This is a genomic window from Streptomyces sp. NPDC060035 (genome assembly GCF_042736635.1).
GTDB lineage: Bacteria > Actinomycetota > Actinomycetes > Streptomycetales > Streptomycetaceae > Streptomyces.
Genome location: NZ_JBHWVO010000006.1, coordinates 79030 through 103802, shown reverse-complemented (window position 1 = coordinate 103802; position 24773 = coordinate 79030). Strand labels below are relative to the sequence as shown.

The window sequence follows — 24773 nt, the reverse complement described above, 5'->3', positions numbered from 1 at the left end:
GCGCCGCATAGACGGCGCGTTGCAAGGCAAACAGGGACGCGGGGACCTCAATGCCAGCCGTGAACGCATGGCAGATGCCAGACCGTCAGATCGGCCGGACTTTGAACGTCGAGCTCAGCGCTATCCCACCACGAGAATCCGGTCTGGGTCTGCGGTCATGGAGTCGCCCGAGCGGGGTCCGGGAACGGGGTTCGTTTCCTCTCGGAGGATCTGCCGCTGGAGCAGCAGCAGCTGCGCAGGTCGCGGTCGGGCCGGGTGATGCGGCTTCGGTCAGCCGGCCACGTGGGCGACCCCGATGATCGGCAGGACCGTTCCCGCGCCGTCGACCCGTTTGGACGCCGACCTCGGTACCTGACGCGAACCGGCCGAGGCATGGGCGAGCTCCGGTCAGCGGGTGGTCACTCTCTCAGCGAGGAAGCCGAGCAGAGCAGTGTTGAACTGCTCCGGCTGCTCGGCGCAGGGAAGATGTCCTGCCTTGTCGATGACGGTGAGCCCGGCATGGGGGATATGCCGTTGGATCTCCTGCGCGTCGCTGAGGGGCGTGTAGACGTCGTCTGCACCGACAACGATCAGTACCGGGGCATGGACGTCGGCCAAGGTCTCTCGGTAGTCGGGACGTTCGGCGCGACCGCGCAGGGCGGCGGCGGCACCCCGGGGGTCGGTGGCGCGCATCATGCCCAGAACGCGTGCGGCCACGTCCGGGAGTGCGGCGACGTTGTACGAAGCGAGCATCTTGCCGATGACCTCCTCCGCGTAGTCGTTCATGCCTTCGGCGAGCAGCCGGTCGGCGAGGCGGTTGCGGGACTGCCTGCCCTCGTCGGTTTCGGCGAGGGCCGAGGTGTCGGACAGGACCAGTGCCCGTACCCGCTGCGGGTGGCGGCGGCAGAATTCCATGGTGATCTGGCCCCCCATGGAGACCCCGCCGACCACCGCTCGCTCTATGCCCAAGTGGTCGAGGAGAGCGGCGATGTCGTCCGCGAAGCAGGAGAGGAACACCTTGCAGGGTGTGACACTGCTGTCCCCGTACCCGCGCAGGTCGGGGGTGATCACCCGGTATCCGACCGCAACCAGTGCCTGGGCCTGCGGAGCCCACAGCGTGCGGTTGAACGGATGCCCGTGAACCAGGACGACAGGCATCCCGTCCGAAGGTCCGAGGTCGTCGTAGTGAAGCGTGGCGTCGTTCACCGTTACGCGGCTCATCGCGGGCACCCCTGGTGTTGATCGTCGGCGCTGTGGCGGCACGGTACGCCGGTGTCTGTTGCTCGAGCAAGCAGACAATGTTCGAGCGATGGCTGGTCAGGTCGGTGGACGAGGTCGTCAGCGTGGGCAGGCCGCTGTCGGTCCCGGCATTCATCCGTGTCTCGAGGTGCCCGCGGCGCTGGGTGAGGATGTCGGTGAACAGACGGACCAGGTCGGCTCGAGCCGGTCGGCAGACCTTCCACCCTCCAACAACGGGGGCTGACGCCCACTGCGATGGGTACCTGGGCCGGTCGGTGCCGGCGCTGTCCGTGCGGTCGGGTGCTGTTGCTTCCGGCGCGCAGCGGGCCGGGGAGGCGGGCCTCCCCGGCGCTGGGTTCACTCTGCCAGCTCGCCGAGCAGATCCCAGGTACGGCGCCGGTCGGTGTCCCCGGCGATGCCTGTCCCTGAGAACACCACCTCCGTGGCCCCGGCGTCCCGATAGCGCTGCACCTCGTCGGAGACGGCGCGCTCGTTGCCGATCACAGCCACATCGGCAGCCCGTTTGCCGCCGGAGAGTTCGATGACCCGTGCATAGGACGGGAACTGCTCATAGAACGCGAGCTGTTCAGCAGCCTTTGTGCGCACGGAGTCGGCATCGTCGGTGACCACGCCGTACACCAGAGCCACAATCCTGGGCGCAGGTCGGCCCGCGGCCTCCGCCGCCGCGGTCACGGCCGGCACGATGTGCTCAGCCAGGGCGCGCGGCCCGGCGAGGTAGGGAAGGATCCCGTCCGCCAGCTCGCCGCTGACGCGCAGCGCCTGAGGCCCCATCGCGGCGACCAGAAGCGGCACACCACCTTCGGCTCCCGGAACTCGTGCCGGGAGTGGTGTGGTCGCGGTGAGCAGCTCGCCGTGGAAGTCGGCGGCACCGGTCTCGGTCAGCTGCCTCAGAGCGGTGAGGAACTCGCGCAGCCGAGCAATGGGCCGTTCGTAGGGAATACCGAAGGCTCCCTCGGTCAGAAGCTTGGTCCCGAGCGCGAGCCCGAGGTGATAGCGGCCGTGCGTTGCCGCCTGGGCGGTCTGGGCCTGGCTGGAGACGAGCAGCGGGTGGCGGCCGAAGATGGGGATAGCGGACGTGCCCACCTGCAGGCCGGGTACTTCACGCCCGACGATCGCCGCGAGTTGAGGCGAATCGGCACCGAAGGTCTGCCCGAACCACGCGGAACGCAGTCCCGCAGCCGCCGCTTCCCTGGCAAGCTGCACGGTGGCGTCGATCTGGTTGTCGGGGCCGGATGCTTGAAGTGCTACTCCTACAGTCATGTCAGTCCAAACCAGAAGTCGGCCGACACGAATTCCGATTTCTGTGTGACAGCTTCTTGTCAGCTGTGTGTACGCGAGTGGCTCGCGGAGGCCGGCCACCCCGCCACCTGTGGGACGAGAGTGGCCAACACACGCCCGACCTCTGCGTCTTGGGGCTGGGGAGAACTCCGGGCGGATGATGACCGGACGGAGTCGGCACACCGGCCCCACGAAAGCCTCCCCTCTGCGGCTTCAGCGCGCCGCGTAAGGCAGGGGCCGAACTGCGTCGAGTCCACGGGCGGCACTCTCCGTCCTTCCGGTCTCGGCACTGCAGGACCGGGACGGTCGCACGGAAGTCGGGACGGTCATCGGCGAGACAGGTGACGCCGACGATCACGATGGGGCCTGCGCGGTCGAGGACCTCGCCAGGTGATCGACGTGGGCGTGGGCGTCGCGCGAGCACCCGTGCTGGGTAGTGAGGAGCCGGCGCCGACCTGAAACTGCCCGGACGAAACGCATTCGTCCGGTTGCTGGCCGCCCGATGCCGACACCGAAGTGCTTGCTGCCGCCGTGAGGCTGCTCGACGACCCCGGGCGAAGCAGGCTGCCGTAACGGGAGAGGAATGCGCTGAAGGAGAGCGGGTCGTGCAGCTCCCGCGACGGTGTGACGCTGAACCTGATCAGGACTGCGGCGTCAAGGGTGCTGCCCAGCGCCGCGTTCGGACCGAACCGGCGCTTGGCCGGCCTCGGCGGATAGATCCAGCGGATCTCCGTCTCCATCGACTGGGCCTGGCTGGCATTGCTCGCACTACGTACGACCCTGCCAGCCTGAACAACTTTCGCGCACCTCATCAAGAGCGTCCCACGGCACCGGAGGCTCCAAGCACTTCACCTGAGCGCGTTGATCGCCGCGCGCACGGGACGTTGTTGCCCGAGAAGATCTGTGTTGTCCGTCCACTGATCCACGCTCCCGGACAGGGGCAGGTCGCGCAGCGTCTGATCAGTGATCGTCTGAGCCAGAGCCTGCGCGAATCGTTCGGCATGCAGCACCTGGAACGGGCGGCTATGGTACTGCCGCCGTGTTGGGTCCACGTACTGGGCGAGCCTCGTGTCGTTCTGCAGAGCGGCCACGACCTCGTAGGCCTCACAGAGGTGCTGCTCACGCGCCGGGTATTCCGTTGCCGTCACCGCGCCCCGCAGCGATGGCAACAGCGCATCGGCAACCGGCAGTTGACCGAACGCACTCCCCAGCCACTTGTCGTAGGGCGCGTACCGTCGTCCGAGGAGCAGACACAGTCGCATCAGATCACGTACCAGCCGTCCGGCGACCACGGCCGATCCGAGGTCGTCTCCCACCTCGGCACAGCGTCCGACGAATGCTTCCTCCTGGGAGATCCGCTGCCACTGGCAGGCCAGCAGGTACCGCCACACCTCATCGGGGTACCAAGCCAGCCGCCGCCGCGCTTCCGTGAGAGTGCCGAGCCCGTCGTGAAACACTGCGCCGCCAGTGACCTCCGCAAGCCTCTGCTGCGGCATTGCCAGCCAGTCACCGACCGTCGGTTCACCGGACACCGTACCGAGGCCGAGCTGGTCGGTCAGCCACGCGCTGACGTCGTTCACAGGGACACGGTGGTTCACCAGGCCGTCCGTCAGCTCCATGAGACCGACCGGGTCACCCGGGTCACCATGAATGAAGTGCGTCGGCCAGCCCCGCACGTGCTTCGGGAGCCGTTCCCCCAGGAGTTCGTGCAGGTCGGCTCCGTAGTCGGCGGCTTCCTCCGGCGCGAGGAAAAGGTCCAGGCGCGGGCCCCACTCGTGGTCTGCTGACCGCGCGGTATCGAAACCAAGTACCTCAGATCCAGTCCCGACCCTTGCGGCGGCGTACTGAAGCCCGGGGTATGCCTCATCGAGAATCGGCCGCACTGCCTCCTCGTACAAGATCCGCGACAGTTCGAGACCGGGAATGAACTCGGGAACAGGTGTCATCATGCGATCACTTTGCGCGGCGAGATCCCCAAAAGCCACTGGGTATCGGCGTCTGCCCCTGCGATCGAGAACGGCTGGGGCTGACACTCGCTGAGGCGACTGGAGCAGCATCTGCCTTCAACAGGGCGGTGTGGCGGGGCGGGCGCTGGAACGATCACCGGACGGTGACCAATGGGTCCGGCGAGCGATTCAGGCCTACGCCGGCCACGTTCGGCCGTATCGACTGGAGCGTGGTCAGCGTGGACTCGACATCCTGTCGCGCCTGCCGGTGTGCGGCTGGAGCGAGCAAGAGAAGACCCCGCGTTCCGAATTCGCACGACGCCCGGGTGTCGGATCAGCGGGAGGCGCAGCCGACCGACGCGTGGCCGGCGCCGTTCACAGCGCTGCCGCATTCGCTGCGCATGGCACCGATGCCGTACCGAAGAGGATGGTCCGCTTTAGATCCGTCCCTGAACATCCCGGACTTCACCTGCTTCGGGGCAGGGGTGGGCGGGCTTTCCGCGGCAGAAGTCTCTGCGGGCCTTCGGCTTCGACGCCAACCCGACCATCGATGCAGCTACTGACCACACCCTCGCCAGCTGCGCTACGTGCAACTCGACCGACGCGGTGCCGAGCTTCTCTTTCAGGTCCGCACTGAACGCGAGGAGAACAACGGCGGCGCCATGCGTCGCACGAGTCCTTCGGCGGCTGGACCAAGACGTTCACGGACTCCCGCCTCTGCGCGGCAATCGTCGACGCCTCACCCTCAACGGCTCGATCATCGAGACCGGCACCGACTCCTATCCCTTCGCCATCGCCCGAGCCGAGGCCGGATGATCCGTGCGGAGGGGGCTCACCGAGCAACAATCGGCTCGGCACTGTCCTCAAGGAACCGCGCCACGGCCTCCGCAACATGCGAGGGCACCTTGGAGGGGAGGTTCGAGAGCGGGAAGAACCTCAGCTCTCGTCCTTCCCCTACCATCAGATCTTGCACCGGGCCTGCGTGATGAATGTGAAAGACGGTGAGGATCTTTCCGTTTCCTCCATCATCAAGAGCGTCAACCAGCTCAAAGAGCGGACGAGCGGCCTCCACATGGATGCCCGTCTCTTCGCGAAGCTCACGCTTGATCGCGGCCGGAGAATCCTCGCCTGCCTCAAGTGACCCTCCGGGGAAGCCCCAGCATCCGGGATGAGCAATCCCAGCAATGTCATCCCGAAGCTGCAGCAGCACCTCACGATCCGAGTTGGTCACGATGGCCACCGCAGCACGTCGAGAGTCGGGTACAGCAACTATGTCGATCATCACCTCACCGTATCGATCTTGGTGACCCGCGACCAGGCATGAGCCGAAGGCCTCCCACGTGAGACGGGTTGTGGTGCCGTCATTTCTCGGGTTCTGGTCCACGTTCCGTGGAGCGGTCGCAGGCTGTCGTTGACGCCCGCCGAGGTGATCACCCTTCATGCACAGTTGAGGGGCTGGGGCCAGGATGAGCGGATGGTCGCCAGAGGTGCATGAGGTTCTCATCTCCATGAGGGTCCGCGCCCGGACGGCCCAGATGCTGCGGCCGACGCACCCGGCGACGGCTGCCGCACCGGGTGCAGGACGGCATCAGGGTTCGCGAAAGGATCCGTGCCGTCCCGCCCCGGCCGAGAACCGTGCCGCGCCCTCCATGCTGTCGCCCAGCACGCGCGTCCCGTGGCGAAGTTCGCCCTGCATGGCGGCTTGCTCGTTGAGGCCCTCCTGGTCGAGGACGGAGTTCCGGTCGGCCTGGAGGCAGGCTTGCGGGAAGCGGGCGATCGAGGCGGCCAGGGCCTCGGCCTCCGCGCGTGCCCGGCCCGCTGGGACGATACGGTTCGCGAGTCCCATCTCGTGCGCCTCGGGGGCCGCAACGGGGCGGCCGGTCAGGATCATGTCCATCGCGCGGCTGGTGCCGATGAGGCGGGGGAGCCGTACGGTGCCGCCGTCGATGAGCGGTACGCCCCAGCGACGGCAGAAGACGCCGAAGACCGCGTCTTCCTCGGCGACCCGCAGATCGCACCAGAGTGCCAGCTCCAGACCGCCGGCGACGGCATGGCCGGCCACCGCCGCGATAACCGGCTTGGACAGCCGCATTCGCGTGGGGCCCATCGGCCCGTCGCCGTCCTCGGTGACGTGGTTGCCGCGTTCCGTGGCGAGCGCTTTGAGGTCTGCGCCCGCGCAGAACGTGCCGCCCTCGCCCCACAGGACCGCCACCCGGGCCGTCTCGTCGTTTTCGAACGCCCTGAATGCGTCGGCGAGTTCGGCCGCCGTCGGACCGTCCACCGCGTTGCGGACCTCCGGGCGGGAGAGGATGACGGTGGTGACGTGTTTCTGGCGTTCGATCCGGACAGGCATCGCGCGGACCCCTTCGTGTGGCGAAGCCAGCAGGTTACTCCCGAGTCACTCCGAGGGGCCAGATCACCTTGAGCCGTTCCAGGGGCCGGGCCGCGGGCGGCTTCTGGCTCACTTGTCGTGATGGGGGCACGCTCGTGAGGTCAGGATGGCAGAGCACATTTTGCCGACCACGACGACCGGGCGGGTGTCGCCGTCGATGATGACCTGCTGGTTGGTGGAGTACCGGTGGTTCCTCGACTGTGCGGCGATAGTGTGGTCGCGGGCGGGAACCAGGGTGCCGTCCACGATGAGCACGGTGCCCTGGCGAACCTCGTGCGGGACTGGGGCGCAAGCATCGGCCCGAGGTGGTCGATGATCCGGTCGACCGCCGACTTGGACGCTCCCAACAGCGGGACGATCTGGCGCATCGTCAGGTTCGTGCGCCAGGACGCCGCGACCAGCAGGGCCCGGTCCTTCAGCGGCAGACCCGGGTGAGCCCGGTGGGCGCGCCGCGCGGCACCGGGCAACTGCGGTCCAGCGGCTGCCCGCTCTCGGCGGCTGGTCACCTCCGGGAGCTACAAACCCGTGGCCTCTCGGGCGTTTTCCGCCCGCCGGGCCCGCGCGGCACGCCGCCGGGCGGAACCGTCAGGCGGCGCGGCAGAGCACCGCCGGGCCGGCCGGGGCCGAGGCGCGGGCCACAGTCGCGTGCACGGGGCGGACGGTGGCCGCAGCCGGCGAGTGGTTCCGCGCGAAGACGACGAGGCGCAGCACCGCGAACCGCGCGGCACCGGCGAGCGCGGAGGCCGACAGGTAGACGACCTGCTCGAGCACCGCACCGGGCTCCGCCACCAGCTGCTGCAGGACAAGCATCGCCACGCAGGTCACCACGTACGCGGCCGCCGCGGACCCGGCCGACTGCGCATGCTGGCGCCAGGTCGCGCGCCCGCCCGCGCCGAAGGTGAAGCGTGCGTGCAGCTCGGTGGCGAGGAGCGTGGAGGCCACGGTGATCAGGGCGTTGGCCAGGACCCAGGGAATCCATGAGGCGAAGGCCGCCACGGCGAAGCTGGAGGCGATTCCCACCCCGCCGCCGCAGAGAACGAAGCGGGCGAAGGCAGTGAAGGCGCCGGGCGTGGCCTGCTCCTGGCTCTGTGCTGTCTCCATGATTCGACCCCTTTGACGGCTCTCCGCGAAACGCGCATCCCTCTGCCTGCGAGGCCGAGGGATGCGCTGCCCATGCGCCATCATGGCACATGAGTAACGCCATGACGAGCCATATATGGCGCCATATGTGTCGCCAATGGCACCACTGCGTGGAAGGGGTCGTGAATGTGCAGGTCAGCGGCTGACTGCGTCCGAGACGTCCGTCTTGCGGCCGAGTAGGTTCTTGACCTGCCGGGTGTCGACCACAGCGATCGCGCAGGACTCCACGGCCTTGCTCCCTCCCTCACCGGACGGCCGAACAGCTCGCCGTTCCGGGATCAGCGCAGCTTCGGTGCGCGCCGGGGGTGTGGAAAATGCCGCGGCACGCGCCGGAGGTGCTTCTGTCTGCCCTGGCGTCGGCTGATGCCGGTCCGGGCGCCGGTCTCGACATCAGCAAGAAGGACGCCAAAACATGCATCCGCACCTCCCACGCACGCAGAGCCGGGGATTGTTCACCACCCAGACCTCCACGAACGACGACGCCGTGCTCGAGCTGTGGGACCGTCTGCTCGCCGCCGAGGTGACCTGTATGGCCCAGGCGAACGGGAGTGAGTCGGCTATGACCGCTGATGGGGCACTCCGACGCTCCCGCGTCCTGCTCAGGCTGTGGACGACCTTGCCCGGCCTCATGCCTCACCCGTGCTGACGATGGGCGGACCTACCGGCCGAGTCCGGTGAGTCCGTCGCCGAGGATGTTCGCGCCCAGAAGGACCAGCACGATCACCGTGATCACGAGGCTGTTGGTGACCATGAATTGGCTGATGCTGTCCAAAAACGATGCCGCACGCTGTCCACCACTGAGATGAATGACGACGGAGCCGAGAACTGTGCAGGAGCCGATGAGCACGAAGGCAATGACGGCCAGGGCGAGATCGACATCGTGAGCGCCGGCTTCGACGATCGACGCGGCGGCCGACGCCGTCAGGACGAGGTTCTTCGGATTGGCGCCCGACAGCAGCGCACCGAGGAGCAGGGCCCGCCCGGCCGTGGCGCCGCCGAGTGACGCCATCCAGCGCGGCGCCTCGGCCTCGTCACCGGCACGCGGACGCTTCCACCACTTGCGTGCCCCCAGCACGATGAGGGCTACTCCGGCGAATACCCGTCCCCAGTCGGCGATCGCCGACGACGTGCTGTCGGGGTCGTCGGCTCCGCCGAACACCACCACGACGAGCGTTGCCACGATCCCGAGCCCGGTGATCCACCCGGCCGCGAACAGCAGGCCGTTACGGCGGCCGTGCCGGCCGGTCAGGATCAAGACGACCCCAATGAGCGGGAAGGGGCTGAGTGCGACCGCCAACGCGGCCGGCAGCACGGCTCCGATTGCCTGGATCAGCACCTGCTTCCCTTCCGAACTCCACGCCTGGGCGAAGCATCGACTTGTCCCCTTCGATGGCCGCGCCGGATCGCTGCGAACAGCTCGACCTTCGGCATCTCCGGCATGACCAGCGCTCTTCGCCAAGGGCATTCTGATGCTGCCCTGGCAAACGCTGCGATGCCTCCCAAACTCATCAACATCACCCGACCGCGGATCGGGGCGCCTCCCAAACGATCGAAGACTGCACGAGCCCGATGAAGCCGGACTTGGGTTCGTTCACGGAATGTGTGCCAGCACCATTACTGCTCGATGAAGCCAGTTCATATCTGGCCGTGGCGGTGCTCGGACCTCCCCGCGGAGGCAAGCCCCGGCAGGCCCCGTGACGTGTCCGTTCAGGTGATCTGTCGGCGGGCCGGGAGCCACGGGGGCAGCCGACCGCATTAATGATCACCAGCGGGACAGCCCCTGGACTTCAGTAGGGTCCGTGCAGGGGAAGGGGGGACCACATGGAGCGGGCCCGAGTCCTGCTGCTGGACGCAGCTCCTGGAGATTCGCTCGGCCGGGAGCTGGAGCGTCTGCTCGGCTACGGGTTGGCCGTCACGCTGAACCTCCGGCGGGTGGCCGATCATGCCGGAGTGCGGGCTGCCTGGGCCGGCCGGGTAGACCTCATCGACTTTGACGCCTTCGACGAGTCCGCGCTGCTCGCCGAGGCCGTCCGGGACGGACTCGGTTACCACGCGGTCAAGTCCCGTGCCGGTGTGCCGCTGCGAGCCCCGTTCCTCGCGACGGCGACCGACGCCACGCTGGTCAACCGGCTCCGGGTGGTCGGCAGGGCCGGGGCGGGCACCGACCACGTCGACTTGACAGCCGCTGCCCGTCACGGGATCGCTGTCACCCATACCCCAGGGTCCAACGCGAACGCGGTCGCCGAGTTCGCCCTGGCCCAGCTACTCGCCCTGACCCGAGATCTTCCCGCGCACAACGAGGCCGCGCACCGTGGCAGCTGGCGCGCACCGGCCGCACCGACGGCAGAGCTGTCGGAGCTGATCCTGGGCATCGTCGGGCTGGGCCGCATCGGTCTGGCACTGGCCGAGCGGGCGACCGCCCTGGGCATGGAGGTCCAGGGCCTCTCGCGGCGCCCGACCAAGGCCTCGGTGGCCCCAGCTCACTCACTCGGCGCGCTGCTGGCGACCAGCAATGTCATTTCCCTGCACCTGCCGCTCACTGCGCAGACCCGAGGGCTGGTCGGGCGGGCGGAACTGGCACTGATGCGTCCAGGGTCGATCCTGCTGAACACCGCCCGGGGCGGAATCGTCGACGAGCAGGCGCTGGCCGACGCACTGCGCGACCCCGCACACCCTCTCGCGGCCGCCGCCATCGACACCTTCGAGCACGAGCACGCCGCCTTCACCTCGCCGCTTTTCGGCCTGCCGAACGCCTTGCTGACCCCGCATGTCGCCGGGATGACCAGGAGCGCCATGACCACAGCAGCCCTGCGTTGCGCGGACCACATCGCGGCTCTGCTCGCTGACCGCCCCGAAGGCGTACCCCTGGTGACCGTGTGACAGTCGCCATCAACGCGACGAGGCCCACCGCCCCGCAGAGTTGGGCGACCAACTGCCCCGCCGCCGCGTGGGTCATCGGACGCTACGGGGTGTCGCGGCCGCTCGCCCTTGGGCACCCACCGGGTGCCTGCCCCGCCCCCGGCCGGCTTTCTCCGGCCGGGGGCCCGCCCGTACGCGCCCGGCAGTCGGCTCCGCCTCAACCCTCCTGGCGGGGCGGGGCAACGACGCCATCGTCCCCTTCGTCGTGTGCGGTGGCGGTCCTGACGGCGTTGCAGATGATGGCTGTGGCTTCGTGCGGGTTGCGGTTCATCCAGTGCGTGAGGTGTTCGCCGACGATCTCCCGGAGATAGGTATGCACGTCGGTGTTGGCGAGCCTGGTCGCTCATTTGCGCAGGACAGCGGCCGGCACGGGTGGACACCAGCGTTCGCGGTGTCCTTCGGCGGTCGGGCAGCGGCGCAACCGAGGCATCCGGGACGGGCAATCGGGAATACCGGGTCAGCGTCTCTTTCCGTGAACTCTGGTTGTACGGGACGCCGCTGCATCTCACGGGACCGCCGCCGACCGGCATCGCGCAGGGCGGAGCTCCCGCCCCCGCTACCCGGCCAAGAGACCCCCTGCCCCGAGCACGAGGCAGGGCAATGCGGGATTCCGGGTAGGTCCGGTGCTTGGGGGCCCCGGTACAACCATCTGTGCGGCTTGTGGGTCACATCAAGTGGGAGCAAACGGCTCTCAGGGGCACAAGGGGGAAATATGAGAATCACCCGTAATATCGCGGCTGCCGGGGCGTTAACGGCGCTGGCGGTGGGCGCAACGACCGCACTCAGCACGACTGCGTCCGCGGCACCCAATGTCACACCGCGGACCGTCTGCGGTAGCGCCTACAAGACCGTGAATTCGGTGCCTGTTGGTTCGCTGGGTACCGTCTACCTGACGTACAACTCCTCGAACGGCAAGAACTGTGTCGCGACGATCCGCGCCAACCCGGGCACGGTCAAGAACATGTCGGCGTACATCTACGTCCCCGACACCGACGAGTGGGCCGGGGACTTCGGGAACTACACGTCGTATGCGGGGCCGGCCTACGTCTACGGCAGGGGTTACTGCGTGAGCTGGGGCGGCAACATCGACAACGTGTACGTGTCGGTGGAGAACTCCAACTGTGCCGCTCGGACAGAGCGCCGGGTCACCGAAGTCCGCTGATCCGGCTCATTTCCGGGCCGCGAGTTCCCGCGCCGCCGCCTTCCACAGTCCGTCCGGCGTTGCGGACCTTGCCGCTGACGGTTGTCGGGTAGGCAGCGATGAGCCGCAGGTGGCGTGGGATCTTGTAGTGGGCCGGCCTGCCAGAACCCGGGAGGTCGCTGTCAGTTGGTGTCCGTCGTCTGCCGGGGGAGTGCACCGTCGGCTAGTTGTGTGTGGCAAGGGCGCCGGTTGGGGCCTGGTGATGCACGACGTGCTCAGTTGGGACAAGGGCGACTGTGACTCCGTCGGCTGTCGGAAGGTCTGCCTGGCCGACGGTGAACTCGCTGTGTTTGTCACCGTGCTGTGCAGCGCGAAAGCGCCAAACCCTTCGGGCCCTTTCGTTCGTCGGAACGGTTCGAAGGGGGTCTTGGCGTGAGGTGTGTGCTCTGCATTCCCGCACGTGTGTTGTGTGAAGTCCTGGCGTGTTCCTGGTCTGTTCCTGGCTCGCCCGGGGCGTGTTCTCGGTGGGTGTGTGGGGTGCTGTCCGCCCCTTCCTGGTTTGGTTGTTACCGGCGGATCGACCAGCCGCGTTCGCTGAGGGCGGCGCTCAGGGCGGTGGCTGCTGCGGGGCCTGCCATGAGTTGTACGAGGCCTGCCTGTTGCCCGGTGGCGTGATCGATCCGTACGTCCTCGATGTTGACCCCGGCGCGTCCGGCGTCCGCGAAGATCCGTGCCAGTTCGCCTGGCTGGTCGCTGATGAGGACCGCCACCGTCTCGTATGCGGCGGGGGCTTCGCCGTGCTTGCCGGGCACCCGTGCCCGGCCCGCGTTGCCGCGGCGCAGGACGTTCGCGATGCCGGTGGTGCCGCCGCGCTGTTTGGCCTCGTCGGCGGACTGGAGGGCACGCAGTGATTCGATGGTTTCCTCGAGGTCGGCGGCCACCCCCGCGAGCACGTCGGCGACCGGGCCCGGGTTGGCCGAGAGGATCTCGGTCCACATCCGGGGGTCGGAGGCCGCGATCCGCGTGACGTCGCGGATGCCCTGGCCGCAGAGCCGTACGACTGTTTCGTCTGCGGCTTCCAGTTGTGCGGCGACCATCGAGGAGATGAGTTGGGGGGTGTGCGAGACGAGGGCGACGGCCCTGTCATGGGCGGCGGCGTCCATGACCACCGGCACGGCGCGGCAGAGCGCGACCAGTTCGAGGGCGAGATTCAGTACCTCGGTGTCGGTGTCGGGCATGGGGGTGAGTACCCAGGGGCGGCCCTCGAAGAGATCGGCGGTCGCCGCGAGCGGGCCCGAACTCTCCTTGCCCGCCATCGGGTGCGTGCCGATGTACGCGCTGAGATCGATGTCCAGGTCCTCCAGCTCGCGCCGGGGGCCGCCCTTGACACTGGCGACGTCGATGTAGCCGCGCGCGATCCTTGTGCGCATGGCGTCGGCGAGCACAGTGGCGGTGTGCGCGGGCGGTACGGCGATGATCGCGAGGTCGACGCGGCCGGGCGGCGGCCCGTCACTGCCGGCGCCGAGGGCCGCCGCCGTCCGGGCCCTGTCCGGGTCGTGGTCGGTCAGATGGACGGTGACGCCGCGTCCGGCGAGGGTCAGGGCTGCCGATGTGCCGATCAGGCCGGCGCCTATGACCAGGGCGCTTCTCACCGGCCGACGTCCTCGCGCAGGGCTGCCGCGGCGCCGGGGCGGATGTGCGCGTTTCCGGAGCGGGGAAGGCCGGACTCGGTAGGGGCGGAAACCCGGATGAGGCGGGGCAGGGCGTCGTGCGCCGCGTGCTGCTGCTCAGTGTTCACGTGCTCCGTCCAGGTTCGCCGAGATCTTCCACCACGACCGCGCCGGGCGGGGCCGGGGCCCCGGCCGGCCTGTCGCCCGTCGTGCGTGCGCGGGGCCGGCGGCGGGCCCGGTGTCTTCGTGGTGCTCGTGCCGTGGCCCGTCCGGTCCGGGTGTCGCATCAGTCGTCCCAGTGATCGAGGACCTGGCGGCGGATCCGCTCCGGGTAGGCCTGGGCGAAGGAGCTGTGCGGAAGGCGGCTTGCGCCCGGGGCGGGAAGGAGCCCGTCGTGGAAGACGATGGGGCCCAGCTGGGCGGCGCGTTCCTCGGGTGTGTAGCAGTTCAGCAGGGGGTGGACGAAGCCGTACGACGCCTCCGCACGGTCCAGGGGGTGGATCCGGGTGGCCAGCGCCCACAACAGGTCGGTGTCGTCGGCCGGGTCGATGTCGTCGTCCAGGACGAAGGTGGCCGCCGTGGCACGGCCGGAGTGGGATTCGCGGAGCACTTCGCCGATCCGGTGGGTGAGCTCGGCCGAGTCGACTCCGGGCAGCTGCTCCCGCCAGTCCTGCGGGACGGTGACCACCATCCAGTGCGATGCGGCGCGCAGCGGTGACCAGGCGGTGGTGACCGGCAGTCCGGCAGCGCGCAACTCCGCCAGTACCTCGGCCGCCTGGCCGACACCGGTGACGGTGTGGAACTCGTCCACCGGCCGGCCCTCGGCCACCAGCGGCCAGATCGGGTCGTCCCGGTGGGTGATGGCTTCGACTGTGTACACCGGCTGCATCGAGGTCTCGGTGGAGGCGTAGCCGGCGAACTCGCCGAACGGTCCCTCCCGCGCGTCGCGGCCGACGGACAGGTGCCCCTCTATGACGATCTCCGCGCCGGCAGGTACCTCCAGGTCCACCGTCTCGCATCGCACGACGTCGATCGGCTCGCCGTACAGCGCCCCGATGTACCCGGCCTCGTCGACCCCCGGTGGCAGCGGAATGCCCCCGACGAACGGGACCGCCGGGTCCCCGCCCTGCACCAGCGCATACGGCATGGGCTCGCCGATCCGGACCCACTCCTGCCAGATCATGCCGATGTGCTGCGCCGGTATCACCAGGCCGGTCATGTGCTTGCCGTCGATCAGCATGATCCGGGCGATGGACCAGTTGGTCCACCGGCCGTCGGGGGTCCTGGCGACGATGATCCCCCAGGTATTGGCATAGCGTCCGCCGTCGAACTCGTGGACCCGGGGCACCGGGAAACGGTCGAGGGTCGCGTCGTCGCCCAGCAGCACGTTCTGCTTGCAGGGGGCGTCCTCACGGGCGACGGGCCGGGGTGGCACGGGTGCCGCGTGGCGGGTGCGGGCCAGGTGCTCGACCAGCTCGGCCGCGGTGGCCGAGGGGGGCAGCCCGACGGACATGGCCACCCGGGCCAGCGGCTTGCCGGCAGCGGCACTGAGCGCGGCGGGTGCGCCGAGCAGCCGGAAGCCGGGCGCGACGCCGGCCACGCTCTCGAACAGCGGGGCGGGTGACTGGCGTTCGCAGGACAGGCGGCTGATCGCGGCGGCCTCCAGGTCGGCGCTCACCGTCCGCTTGACGCGCTTGAGGTCGCCGAGAGCTTCCAGCGCGTCGAGGTAACCGCGAAGGTCCCTGAATCGGGTCGCAGGGCTGGTCACGGGACTGGTCATGGACGGGCGCTCCTCTGCTTCGTGCCGTTGTGGTCTAACGGGGAGACGCCGGGCAGGGGGCCCGGCCGTCCGGCCGTGGGCCGCGGAAAGCCGTCCCAGCGCCGGGCTCCGGCGGCCTCGATCCCGAACTGGTCGAGAACTCGGGTGACGATGTGGTCGACGATGTCGTCGACCGTGTCGGGCCGGTTGTAGAAGGCGGGCATCGGCGGCACGATCGAGGCGCCCATGCGGGCCAGCGCCAGCATGTTCTCCAGATGGATCTCGCTGAGCGGGGTCTCCCGTGGCACCAGGACCATCCGGCGCCGCTCCTTGAGCGTGACGTCGGCGGCGCGGGCTATCAGCCCTTCGGCGTACCCGGCCCGGATGCCGGCCAGCGTCTTCATGCTGCACGGGACGACCACCATGCCGTCGGTGGGGAAGGAGCCGGAGGATATCGCCGCTCCCTGATCGTCGGGCGAGTAGGTGACATCCGCCAGCGCGGCCACCTCACGCGCACTGAGCCCGGTCTCCAGCTCCACCGTGGCGCGCGCCCAGCGGCTGAGCACCAGGTGCGTTTCCACCTGCGGGTTTTTGCTCAGCTCGGTGAGCAGTCGAACCCCCAGCACCGCGCCCGTGGCGCCGGTCATTGCCACGATCAGCCGCATCGTGCCCCACCGTAACCTTCCGTGTACGGAATATCCTTGTACTGAATATACTGGCTGCCATGACGAACACAAGCCCCCGTCCACGGCCACAACTGGAAGAGGCGCTGCCACATCAGCTGCGCCGCGCCGGGCAGGCGTGGGCGGCGCTGTGGCAGCAGAGCCTGCCCGACCTGACCAGCCCTCAGTTCGCGGTACTGCTCGCCCTGGACGACCACGGCAGCCAGGACCAGTCCGCGCTGGGAGCCCTGGCCGCCATCGACCGTTCCACGCTCACGGTGCTGCTGGACCGCCTGGAGGCGCGTGGCCTGGTGACCAAGGAGATGGACCCGGCCAATCGCAGGCGCCGTATCGTCGCTCTCACCGATACCGGCCGCCGCTGTCTGACCGCGGCGGTCCAGGAGGCCGGTCAGCTGCACGCGCGGGTGGAGGATCTGCTGGGTGAACGCCGGCTGGGGCAACTGGTGGAGATGCTCCGCGTTCTGGGCGATATGCCGGTGCAGCCCTCCGCGCCTTCGGCGGGGTAGGCATAGCCCGTCCGCGCCGCACCCGGTTGGCTTTCTGGTCGGCCCGTTCCGGGACCACTGCGCGGATGCCACGCCGCCGCATGACCTGGCGGATCGCCCGCGACGCATACGCCTAATGGGAAGCGAACGCCGGCGGTAGCTGCCGTTCTGGGGGCGCGAGTCGAGCCTTTGAATACGCCCGGGCCTGAGAGCTCTGTTGACAAGGTGAGGCTGGCTCGCGCCCAGCAGTCTGGGCATGAGTGCTCGGAACCTGGACCCGTTCTGTCTGTTTGGGCCTCGAATTGGTCCTGTTGCTGCGGGCCGGCCCGTCTGCGGACGGCCGCCCCGAATGGGGCGCACACGCAGGGCCTTCGTAGCGGTGAGTCCTTGGCTCTTCGTGCCGAGGGCGAGGGGGCATTCGCTTAGGTGTTGAGCGTAGACGCTCAGGGTTGTCGCTCGGACTGCTCTATCAACTCACTCGGCAAGATGCTCTGGGGAGCACGCAACTACTCTGCGCTTCCCGGTCAACCATGGATCACGGGTAAGGGTGGCTGAGGGATCCCGTACGAGAGCGCTCGGTGCTGATTCTCCTGGCATCAGGACGCCGCACCAGATCGCACCGCTCGGACTCGTCCCCTCCGTGACTGCTCACATTCGACTCACCGTTCGCCATCCCCCTTTCTAGCGCCCTGCCCCGGCTTCCGCCTTCCTACGTTTTGGCATTCAAGGAATGGGCTGTGCCCACGTCGCCGCATGCTGTTGTGGACGTGCCCCTTTATCGCTCCGAAAGTATACGTATGTGGTTCGGTGAATAGCAGCCAGTGTCAGCCCAGACTCGCGGCTTCGCCGCAAGCCAGTGTTTCCGGCCGACGGACCGGTGGTGTGCCGACGTCACGCCATCTTGGCCGGCACTTCGGCGGAACCGCCGGGCTCCAAATTGCGCAGCCGGACTTCCACGCGAGTGTCGACGACTCGCGTGTCGAAGGCTGGCTGGGGTGCGGTGGCGGGCCCGCCTACGTTCCAGCCGTCGACCAGACGGAAGACACTGCCATGCCAAGGGCAACGCACGCAGCCGTCGCTGACGGTACCTTCGGACAGCGGGCCTCCCATGTGACTGCACGAATCGGCAAGGACGTGCACCTCGTTGCCGCTTTCGCGCACAACTACAACGGGCACTTGGTCGACGTACCGTCGGATCGACTGGCCGACCTCGAAGTCGGAAACGGCGCCGACTTCGTGCCACCCGGCTCCTACCAAGTTCGAAACCGATTCTGCGTGATTAGCCCCCGATGCCTGCCGGTATGCCAAGTGGCCGCCGAGTGCGCTGCCGAGTCCGACCACTGACAGTCCCGCCAACCCGAGGGCCTTCCCCAAGCCGGTACGCCCCCGCATGCGAACAATCAGCGACCCGCTGTACAAGGCCACGGCCGTGCCGTTTACTGCCGCGTGGACGAGTCCTACGCGCTTTTGTCGAGGTCCCTGCTCTGCCCAGTCGACCCAGCCCGTCAGGGCCGCTGGAGCGGCGGCTGCGATTCCCACGCCGATCAAAATACCCGCTGCCCGTTGCTGTCCCGGAAGGCAGTCGAGTACTGCTGCGGAGAACCAGGTGCCGATCGGCACCTCCACCAGCACCGGGTGGGCGGGGTGGCCCAGCCAGCGTCCGTGCAGCACATCCCGCCAGGAACCCAAAGGAAGTGCCCGGACTCGGCTACTCAGCAGTGCGACCGTCGAGTCGAGCGCGGAGGCGCGCTCCAGCCGGTCCATGCCGCGGATGATGGGGCCGGGGCCCAGCGGCGATGGCAGCATGCGCCTCACCGCCCGGAGCGCAGTGCCGCCGATATGACCGCGGCTATCGAGTTGAGACATTTCGTCCATATAAGGCGAATAACCGTTCGCTGACGCCGAAAACGGCCTCGCCGCGTTGTCCCTCCAAAGGAGGAGGCTGTGTGGACGCCACACGTGAGGGCGATGTGATCCACCCGCACTTACGACCTCGTGCTTGGTTGGCGTGACCGTGTTCGGGCGTGGTCGTTGAGCTGTGCGTGGCGGGAGGCTACGGCTCGCGGGTTGATCATGTCTGAGTGTTGGATCAGTGGGCTTTCGGCGCGCGTGATTGTTGTCTGGTGGCGGGGTTGGGGCCGATGTGGCACGGCCGCTTGTTGTTCTGCGGCGAGGTCCGTGCGGGTTCCGTCGCCGACATCACCCAAGACCGCGAGCCGGCCTCACCGATCTCTGCGCCGACTCGATCCACCTGCGGATCCTGGCAGACGCCGGCTATCACGGGCTGGGCGACAGACTTGCGGCCAGGGTCGTCACACCACCACTACGCAAACGCCGGGGCAAGCACTTCGAACACCTGCAATGGCTCATGACCTGCCGCGAAGCAGCCCGCTCCGCCCACTCACCAGCCCGGATCCCCGTCGAGCGCGGCATCGCGCACCTCAAGAACCAGGCGGCGTCTGGCCAGACAGGACTCCTCACCGACCAGCAGACAACACCGACCTCGAAAGTACTTACTCCGTCCACCACACGAACCTGATCCACAGGACGACCGTGCAGGCCAGCAGGTCCTCACGCTGACCATGCACGAGGTCGTAAGAGCCGTCCCGTAGTTGATGGTTACGGGTGAAGTGGCTGAGTGCCTCTCGCGCCGGCGAGCCGTGCGCTCAGTTCCTTCACGAGGCGACGTTGCACTCCTCGTAGGGCCGGCTCACCGCGCTGTGCGGGAGGACTCGTCGTGGTGGTCCTTCGGTACTCAGTTGCCACCCGCCGCCTCCCCCGGGTGGGGGAGGCGAATACGTCCGGCGGGGGATGTGGCCGGGCCGGTAAGGCCGGAGGCTGGGTTTCCTGCTGATGGAAGGAAAGTTCGGGTGGAACGCTGGGATCGGGTCGGGCGGAACGCGGCGTATGGGGCAGCTCTGGCGCTGTTGCCGTACTTGCTGATCAAAGTCTCGTGGGTGGTCGGGTCCCTCCTGGGGGTGCTACCGGTCGGCAATGGGTTCGGCTTGGCGGAGTGGATAGTGCTCAACATCGTCACGGTCGGTATGGCGGTGATCGGGATCGCTCTGGCGCTCGCGCTGGTGCGGCCATGGGGGATGCGGATGCCGGGGGCGCTGGTCGCGTTCTGTTCGTGGGTGGGGTCGGGCTTCCTCGTCTCGGTGCTGCCTTTCGTTTTCTTCAGTGCGCTCCTGAAGGTGGGCGGTGACTCGCAGGGCGGCGGCGGTGACGACCCGGCCATGCCTCTCTGGGAGGGCGTACTCGTTCAGTTCAGCTTCGTGGGGATGGGGCTGGGGCTAGCTCTCGCCGTCCCGGCGTATTTGCGGCGCCGCTGGCCCGATGCATTCGTCGGGCGCCTCGGTGACAGTCCGCGTACGGCACCGCCGTGGGCGGCTGTCGTCGGTGCCGCGGTCGGCCTGGTCTGGCTCTACTGGGCGGCCGGAGGCACCCTGGGGATCGCCCACCCGACCGAGCGGAACACCGACGGTTACGTGCTGGCCGCCGTATGGGGGTTCTGGGCACTCGCCGGATCCGCCGCCGTCTGGACGGTTGCCCGGGCGCGCCCTGCAGGGTTGGCGCGCCGGCTCCCTCTGGTGTTCGGGTGGGTCGGATCGGGCTCACTGTTCGCATGGAGCGCCTGGAAGCTGCCCCTCATGCTGTATGTAGCGGTGGCGGATCCGGCCGATGTCGCGCCGCTGGAAAACCCAACCGTCGCGGTGGTGCTGCATCTCTGCGCAGTGGTGGCAGGCGCGGCGATGATGCGGACACTCGTCCGCCCGCACACCCCCGTCGCCGAGAACCATGCCCAGCCCGAGGTTGCCATTCGGCTCGAGGACTGAGTGCCTCAGACGGGCGAAAACCAACCCCTGAGCGCCCAGCCGAGGGTGAGATGATCTTGTAGTGGCTGGTGTGATCCCCGGCGTCGGAGCCCGTCTTGGGTAGCCCCGTTCACCGGGTTGAGCGCGCGCTTGTTCGGCAGGCTGGCGACCGCGCTGCGGCGGAAGGGGGCTGATGCGGTCCGCAAGGGACGGCCATGGAGCCTTCCGCTGGAGGCCCGGGCCTTGTTGGTTACGGCGTACTGGAGCACGACTTGACGATGCGCCAGCTCGCCCCGCTGTTCGGAATGTCCAGGTCGGCAGCGGACCGCATCATCGACCACCTCGGGTCGATGCTCGCGCTCCAGCCACGCAAGCGGTTCACCAAGAACACCACGCTCAAGAACTACCTCCACCCACAAATGCGGCCTTGAGCCCGAGGCGTACGACCCGCACCTGGTGTCGATTTCAGCCCGCTGCGGCGACGGCCCGCCCGGCGCGGACGACTACGGCCAGGCGGCCTGACCACACATGCTAGGACGACGATGAACGACTCCGCGCCCAACCCGTCGGGCGAATGTGTGTACGGGCGCCAGCCACCCGTAGGACCACCGGCTTCGCGGACACCGCCAGGGTGGGCGCAGCACAGGTGACATCACCGGCCATGACATGCACGCCACGACCTTGCTGGGCCTGACCCGCAGATGCTGTGCCAGGCGGATGTCGATCATGCCGACGGCGGACCGGCTACGGTGATTGGCGCGCTCGAACGCGCGAACCCGGCGCTGAATGTGGACGCCAGCGGCACTCTCGTTCACGCGCACCTGCGGCCTTCCGGCACTGCCGGGGCGTGGTAGATGACCTGGACGAACGCCGGCCATCCGCCGCCGATCCTGATCAGTCCGGACGGCGGCGTCGAGCGCCTCACCGGTCACGGGCTGCTGATCCATCCGGCGATTGCCCTGCGCCCCCGTGCCGACCACTGCCGGATGCTGGAACCGGGGACGCTGCTGCAGATCTACACCGATGGTCTGGTCGAGCAGCCCGGTGTCGACTTCGAGGTCGCGACGCGGGAAACCGCAGACCTGCTGCGGTTGCTGAGGGAAGGGGCTTGCGTCAGTGCTGGAGCAATCGGCATCGTCGGCCCGATGGAGGACGGGTGGCTGGTGCCGCTCAGGGCAGCGGCGCCAGTTCCGTAAGCAACTGCCGTGTCTACAGCAATAGTTCGCCTCCGACGGCGGCCGCTGTTCCTTTTTGTTGCTGGAAGTTGTCGGCGAGAGTGCGGTGTGCGGACCACCATGCCTTGTCGAACGCCGCTTCGCGGCACTCGGTGGCGGGGGAGGGGACCGGCGGCTCGGTCTCCTCGGCGCATACGCGTGCGGCCTGCTCCAGCACGTCGGACAGTTCGACGAGAAAGCAGGGGGACGGCGTGGGGAGGCCCTTATCGCCGTCGCCGATTCCATTCAGGGGTCCGTGCGACGGCGAGCATGCGGGTGCAGATCCGGCCCCAGCGAATGTCTTCCGCAAAGGGTGGGGGGCGGGGGCCCCGTCCGCCGCAGTCGTCCGCCCGGATTCCAGCGCGCTCCCTCCGCGGCCCAGTGCCTGGCGTCGGCCACGCCCTGGAGGGACAGTGTGAGACGGGACGCCTCGGCGTGCCAGTTCTCCGCCTTCTCCAACGCCCTGTCCTCGCGCAGGCCGTGCGCCATGGTGTCGAGCAGGTCTGCGGATTCCCGCGCGAGTCGGCGCAGGCGATCACGGACGCTGCGCAGATGGACCGGGGGCAGGACGAGGGCGTTGACCGTGATGCCCACTACCGCGCCGATCAGTGTCTCCAGTAGCCGGTGACCGACAGTGGGAGCGCTGGACGATCCGTAGGTGATCACAAAAAGGGCCGTGCTCGCCCCGAGGATGCCCTGGCTCCCGAATCGGCGGTAGTTTCCGAGCAGAGTCATGAACGGCAGGGTGAGCAGCATGGCGGCCATGGTCTGGTCATGCGTGATGGCCATGGCGGCCGAGGCCCACACCGTGCCGAGGGCGATGATGGCGAATTGCTGCGGCCCCGTGCGCAGCGATTGGTAGACGGTGCCACTGACCAGAGCGACCGCCGTCCAGGGAGCCAGGAACGCCATGGGTGCCTGGAGCCACCATCCGCTCAGGGCCCAGGCGATGATCGCTGCTGCTGCTTTGAGGGACTGGACGAGGTGTCCCGTTCGGGCCCGGACTCCTCGAACGCGCTATGGACGGAACGCCGGACCGCCGCCCACTCCCGTCCGGCCCACCGCCCGGCAGCCAACCACAGTTCGTCCAGTGCCACCCGTGCCACCCGTTCCACTCCCCACAGCGCGGTCCCCGCCCGCGTATACCGTTCGCCGGCCTTCTGCCTCGGTGCCCCCGAGCGGAGAAAATATGCACCGCAAGGGGCCGAAGAGGCACGGACCGGGCGCACCGGAAAGTGATGGATAGGAGCCGGCCCGCAGAGCCCAGCAGCCCCACCCAGCTGCGCTGAGAATGCGTGCAGACGGGCCCGCCCGCGCGGCCACTGCTGGAATGCGTCCGAAGGTGCTGAGTTCTCCGCACTCGCGTCGATCTGGTCACCTGTCCCGGAGCTGCCTACCTCATCTCCGACGATCCCGCGGCCATCGAAGCAGACACCGCCCGGCTCCGAGCGCTGGAGGTGGCCGGCCTGACCGGTGTCTGGCTGAATCCGGTCAGGCCGAGAAGGGCCGGGTCCGCCCCTCCTCGATCGTGTCTGTCGGCGGGGTCGCGGCGGGGCCCGACCGTATCGAGCGCGACCTGCTCCTTCGGCTCCAGGCGTACGACGTGACGCACCTCAGCCAACGGCTACGCCGTCGGCAGCCCCCGGCCGGACACCGCATGATCCACATGCGGTCACCCCGGGTGAGCGTGACGATCGAGGTACGGGCCACGGCCAAGACGCGCGCGGCCGGCCCGGCTGGAAGAGCGTCGCGCGACGCGACTCGGTCCCTCTCACACCGGGAGCAGAGCATGACGAGCAGAGCGAACGGACCCGACGACATCGACACCGAGGGCAAGGCCGTACCACCGTACGAGGGCCGACGCCGGTCCGGCGATGTCCAGGGCAAGGAGAAGTCGAGCAAGGGCGGGGCGAAGACCGCCGGCGCGACGGGACCAGTCAAGGACGACGACATGAAGGCAGCCACTCCCGAGCGGACAGACCGAGGCGCCACCGCCTCGCCGTCCGGCCGAGACTCGACTGAGCGGAGCGCCCGGCGTGGGTCCGAGGACACCGGAATCGGGCCTGCGCACCACCGTGGGACAGGGCGCGCCGAGGATCAGTCCTGAGGTCGCCCGCCTCTAGGCGGTCGAGGCTTCCGAGCTGGGGCCCGTCACCGTAGCGTCCGGGTGCGCCACCACGGCCGCCACTGCGACCACATGTGTTCGGCCGGGCCAGGCACAGGTGCCCACGGTCAGCGCCATGGCCGGATCATCACGGGGAGGCCGAGGGTGTCGAGATCGACCGCCCTGGCCCGCAGGCATCTTCCTCCGGTCCGCCCTCGGAGCGAACAGGCAGCTCAAGGCCGGAGGCATTCCCTTCGACGCTCGATCAGCCCCCCGCACCCGCTACGCCTTCCGCGCGGACGTCCAGCCCTGGCGGCGGAGGCTTTCGAAGCCGTCCAGGAGGAGGTCCAGGGCGAATTCGAACTCGAACTGGTCGTCGCAGCCGCCACCGACCGTGGAGCCCCCGTCGTGTGCGGCCGTCGCGGCCAGTTCCGCGATGTGCGGGTAGCGCGCCGCCAGCCCGGGGTCCGGCGGGCCGGAGGGGCCCGAGGTGTCGAACAGTTCCTGGCTGAAGCCGAGCAGGCGGCTGCCCATCGCGTGCATGACGTGGTGCGTGAGGTCGGCGGAGAGGCCGCCGTCCCGGAAGCTCCCGGCCATCGAGTCCAGGTACGCCAGCACGGCCGGGGTGGGGCCGGTCCGCGACTCGATGACCCGGGCCGCCCAGGGGTGGCGCAGCAGGACCCGCCGGGCCGCGAGGATCCGCCCGCGGACCACGCGCTGCCAGTCGGGGCCCGCGGCCGGCGGGTCGATCTCGCCGACGACGGCGTCGGCCATGCCGTCGAGCAGCTCCTCCTTGTTGGCCACGTGCTTGTAGAGGGCCATCGGTACGACGTCCAGCTCCTGCGCGAGCCTGCGCATGCTGAGCGCGTCGATGCCGGTGGCGTCGGCGAGCGCGACGGCGGCGCGCAGGACGCGATCCCTGTTCAGGGGGATCCGTTGCCTGTATGTGGCTTCCTGCCGGGTCATTCCGGTTCGGCCCCTTTCCTCC

At 68.7% G+C, this 24773-nt stretch carries 22 protein-coding genes and 5 pseudogenes; 9 read left to right on the top strand and 18 right to left on the bottom strand.

Annotation, left to right across the window (positions count from 1 at the left end; genetic code table 11):
- Window positions 1–387: 387 nt before the first annotated feature.
- The 3 genes from ACFWBQ_RS11760 to ACFWBQ_RS11750 form a co-directional block, all read right to left on the bottom strand.
- The gene (locus ACFWBQ_RS11760; RefSeq protein ID WP_385486696.1) at window positions 388–1200 is read right to left on the bottom strand and encodes an alpha/beta fold hydrolase; all 813 of its coding nucleotides are present in this window, start codon (window positions 1198–1200) and stop codon (window positions 388–390) included.
- 375 nt (window positions 1201–1575) lie between these two features.
- Window positions 1576–2499 carry an LLM class F420-dependent oxidoreductase gene (locus ACFWBQ_RS11755; protein ID WP_385486694.1) on the bottom strand — a complete coding sequence of 308 codons (924 nt, stop codon included), beginning with the start codon at window positions 2497–2499 and terminating at the stop codon, window positions 1576–1578.
- A gap of 866 nt (window positions 2500–3365) precedes the next feature.
- On the bottom strand, window positions 3366–4466 hold the full coding sequence (locus tag ACFWBQ_RS11750) for a DUF4037 domain-containing protein (RefSeq protein WP_385487177.1): 1101 nt from the start codon (window positions 4464–4466) through the stop codon (window positions 3366–3368).
- Between the two features lie 209 nt (window positions 4467–4675).
- Between ACFWBQ_RS11750 and ACFWBQ_RS11745 the strand changes: the two are divergent.
- Together ACFWBQ_RS11745 and ACFWBQ_RS11740 are read left to right on the top strand one after the other, a co-directional pair.
- Window positions 4676–4768: pseudogene (locus ACFWBQ_RS11745) on the top strand (IS5/IS1182 family transposase); the annotation flags it as partial.
- 184 nt (window positions 4769–4952) lie between these two features.
- Window positions 4953–5279 (top strand): annotated as a pseudogene (locus ACFWBQ_RS11740) (ATP-binding protein); the annotation flags it as partial.
- A gap of 16 nt (window positions 5280–5295) precedes the next feature.
- Here ACFWBQ_RS11740 and ACFWBQ_RS11735 read toward each other — a convergent pair.
- From ACFWBQ_RS11735 to ACFWBQ_RS11715, 5 genes and pseudogenes are all read right to left on the bottom strand, one after another.
- On the bottom strand, window positions 5296–5745 hold the full coding sequence (locus ACFWBQ_RS11735) for an NUDIX domain-containing protein (RefSeq protein WP_385486692.1): 450 nt from the start codon (window positions 5743–5745) through the stop codon (window positions 5296–5298).
- A 306-nt stretch (window positions 5746–6051) separates the two neighbouring features.
- On the bottom strand, window positions 6052–6816 hold the full coding sequence (locus tag ACFWBQ_RS11730) for a crotonase/enoyl-CoA hydratase family protein (RefSeq protein ID WP_385486690.1): 765 nt from the start codon (window positions 6814–6816) through the stop codon (window positions 6052–6054).
- A 159-nt stretch (window positions 6817–6975) separates the two neighbouring features.
- Window positions 6976–7280: pseudogene (locus ACFWBQ_RS11725) on the bottom strand (transposase family protein); the annotation flags it as partial.
- 160 nt (window positions 7281–7440) lie between these two features.
- On the bottom strand, window positions 7441–7956 hold the full coding sequence (locus tag ACFWBQ_RS11720; protein ID WP_385486688.1) for a hypothetical protein: 516 nt from the start codon (window positions 7954–7956) through the stop codon (window positions 7441–7443).
- 697 nt (window positions 7957–8653) lie between these two features.
- Window positions 8654–9454, bottom strand: a complete 801-nt coding sequence (locus ACFWBQ_RS11715; RefSeq protein WP_385486686.1) for a GAP family protein — start codon at window positions 9452–9454, stop codon at window positions 8654–8656.
- 362 nt (window positions 9455–9816) lie between these two features.
- Between ACFWBQ_RS11715 and ACFWBQ_RS11710 the strand changes: the two genes are divergently transcribed.
- A complete protein-coding gene (locus tag ACFWBQ_RS11710; protein WP_385486684.1) occupies window positions 9817–10875 on the top strand; it encodes an NAD(P)-dependent oxidoreductase in 1059 nt (352 codons plus the stop codon).
- A gap of 196 nt (window positions 10876–11071) precedes the next feature.
- Here the strand turns inward: ACFWBQ_RS11710 and ACFWBQ_RS11705 are convergent, their stop codons facing one another.
- The gene (locus ACFWBQ_RS11705) at window positions 11072–11233 is read right to left on the bottom strand and encodes a hypothetical protein (RefSeq protein WP_385486682.1); all 162 of its coding nucleotides are present in this window, start codon (window positions 11231–11233) and stop codon (window positions 11072–11074) included.
- A gap of 393 nt (window positions 11234–11626) precedes the next feature.
- Between ACFWBQ_RS11705 and ACFWBQ_RS11700 the strand changes: the two genes are divergently transcribed.
- Window positions 11627–12076: a spore-associated protein gene (locus ACFWBQ_RS11700; RefSeq protein WP_385486680.1), complete on the top strand. Its 450-nt coding sequence runs from the start codon at window positions 11627–11629 to the stop codon at window positions 12074–12076.
- Between the two features lie 545 nt (window positions 12077–12621).
- On the opposite strand, the gene ACFWBQ_RS11695 is transcribed toward ACFWBQ_RS11700, so the two are convergent.
- The 4 genes from ACFWBQ_RS11695 to bagM all read right to left on the bottom strand — a co-directional run bounded on the left by ACFWBQ_RS11695 (window position 12622) and on the right by bagM (window position 16149).
- A complete protein-coding gene (locus ACFWBQ_RS11695; protein WP_385486678.1) occupies window positions 12622–13707 on the bottom strand; it encodes a prephenate dehydrogenase in 1086 nt (361 codons plus the stop codon).
- Window positions 13704–13853 (bottom strand): hypothetical protein, encoded by a 150-nt coding sequence (locus ACFWBQ_RS11690; protein ID WP_385486676.1) that lies wholly within the window; start codon window positions 13851–13853, stop codon window positions 13704–13706. Before ACFWBQ_RS11690 ends, ACFWBQ_RS11695 begins: the two co-directional genes overlap by 4 nt.
- 158 nt (window positions 13854–14011) lie before the next feature.
- Window positions 14012–15505, bottom strand: a complete 1494-nt coding sequence (gene bagN, locus ACFWBQ_RS11685) for a bagremycin/ferroverdin biosynthesis UbiD family decarboxylase BagN/FevL (RefSeq protein ID WP_385486674.1) — start codon at window positions 15503–15505, stop codon at window positions 14012–14014.
- Window positions 15502–16149 (bottom strand): bagremycin/ferroverdin biosynthesis UbiX family decarboxylase BagM/FevK, encoded by a 648-nt coding sequence (gene bagM / locus ACFWBQ_RS11680; protein ID WP_385486672.1) that lies wholly within the window; start codon window positions 16147–16149, stop codon window positions 15502–15504. The genes bagN and bagM overlap by 4 nt, the downstream gene beginning before the upstream one ends.
- A 59-nt stretch (window positions 16150–16208) precedes the next feature.
- On the opposite strand from bagM, the gene bagL reads away from it, so the two are divergent.
- Window positions 16209–16673 carry a MarR family transcriptional regulator BagL/FevM gene (gene bagL / locus ACFWBQ_RS11675; protein WP_385486670.1) on the top strand — a complete coding sequence of 155 codons (465 nt, stop codon included), beginning with the start codon at window positions 16209–16211 and terminating at the stop codon, window positions 16671–16673.
- Here bagL and ACFWBQ_RS11670 read toward each other — a convergent pair.
- Both ACFWBQ_RS11670 and ACFWBQ_RS11665 read right to left on the bottom strand, forming a co-directional pair.
- Window positions 16663–16785, bottom strand: a pseudogene (locus tag ACFWBQ_RS11670) (IS5/IS1182 family transposase); the annotation flags it as partial. The gene bagL and the pseudogene ACFWBQ_RS11670 sit on opposite strands and share 11 nt — an antisense overlap.
- 758 nt (window positions 16786–17543) lie before the next feature.
- Window positions 17544–18416, bottom strand: a complete 873-nt coding sequence (locus ACFWBQ_RS11665) for a Rieske 2Fe-2S domain-containing protein (RefSeq protein WP_385486668.1) — start codon at window positions 18414–18416, stop codon at window positions 17544–17546.
- 1106 nt (window positions 18417–19522) lie between these two features.
- Here ACFWBQ_RS11665 and ACFWBQ_RS11660 point away from each other — a divergent pair.
- The 3 genes and pseudogenes from ACFWBQ_RS11660 (at window position 19523) to ACFWBQ_RS11650 (ending at window position 21663) form a co-directional block, all read left to right on the top strand.
- Entirely contained in the window at window positions 19523–20488 is a 966-nt protein-coding gene (locus tag ACFWBQ_RS11660) for a hypothetical protein (protein ID WP_385486666.1), read from the top strand.
- 61 nt (window positions 20489–20549) lie between these two features.
- Window positions 20550–20865, top strand: a pseudogene (locus tag ACFWBQ_RS11655) (transposase family protein); the annotation flags it as partial.
- 456 nt (window positions 20866–21321) lie between these two features.
- Window positions 21322–21663, top strand: coding sequence for a SpoIIE family protein phosphatase (locus ACFWBQ_RS11650; protein WP_385486664.1), 342 nt, complete (start codon window positions 21322–21324; stop codon window positions 21661–21663).
- A 13-nt stretch (window positions 21664–21676) separates the two neighbouring features.
- On the opposite strand, the gene ACFWBQ_RS11645 is transcribed toward ACFWBQ_RS11650, so the two are convergent.
- Together ACFWBQ_RS11645 and ACFWBQ_RS11640 are read right to left on the bottom strand one after the other, a co-directional pair.
- On the bottom strand, window positions 21677–21859 hold the full coding sequence (locus ACFWBQ_RS11645; RefSeq protein WP_385486662.1) for a hypothetical protein: 183 nt from the start codon (window positions 21857–21859) through the stop codon (window positions 21677–21679).
- Between the two features lie 68 nt (window positions 21860–21927).
- Window positions 21928–22593, bottom strand: a complete 666-nt coding sequence (locus tag ACFWBQ_RS11640; RefSeq protein ID WP_385486660.1) for an aromatic acid exporter family protein — start codon at window positions 22591–22593, stop codon at window positions 21928–21930.
- 877 nt (window positions 22594–23470) lie between these two features.
- On the opposite strand from ACFWBQ_RS11640, the gene ACFWBQ_RS11635 reads away from it, so the two are divergent.
- Window positions 23471–23788 (top strand): hypothetical protein, encoded by a 318-nt coding sequence (locus ACFWBQ_RS11635; RefSeq protein WP_385486658.1) that lies wholly within the window; start codon window positions 23471–23473, stop codon window positions 23786–23788.
- Between the two features lie 279 nt (window positions 23789–24067).
- On the opposite strand, the gene ACFWBQ_RS11630 is transcribed toward ACFWBQ_RS11635, so the two are convergent.
- Window positions 24068–24751, bottom strand: a complete 684-nt coding sequence (locus ACFWBQ_RS11630) for a TetR/AcrR family transcriptional regulator C-terminal domain-containing protein (protein WP_385486656.1) — start codon at window positions 24749–24751, stop codon at window positions 24068–24070.
- Window positions 24752–24773: the final 22 nt, after the last annotated feature.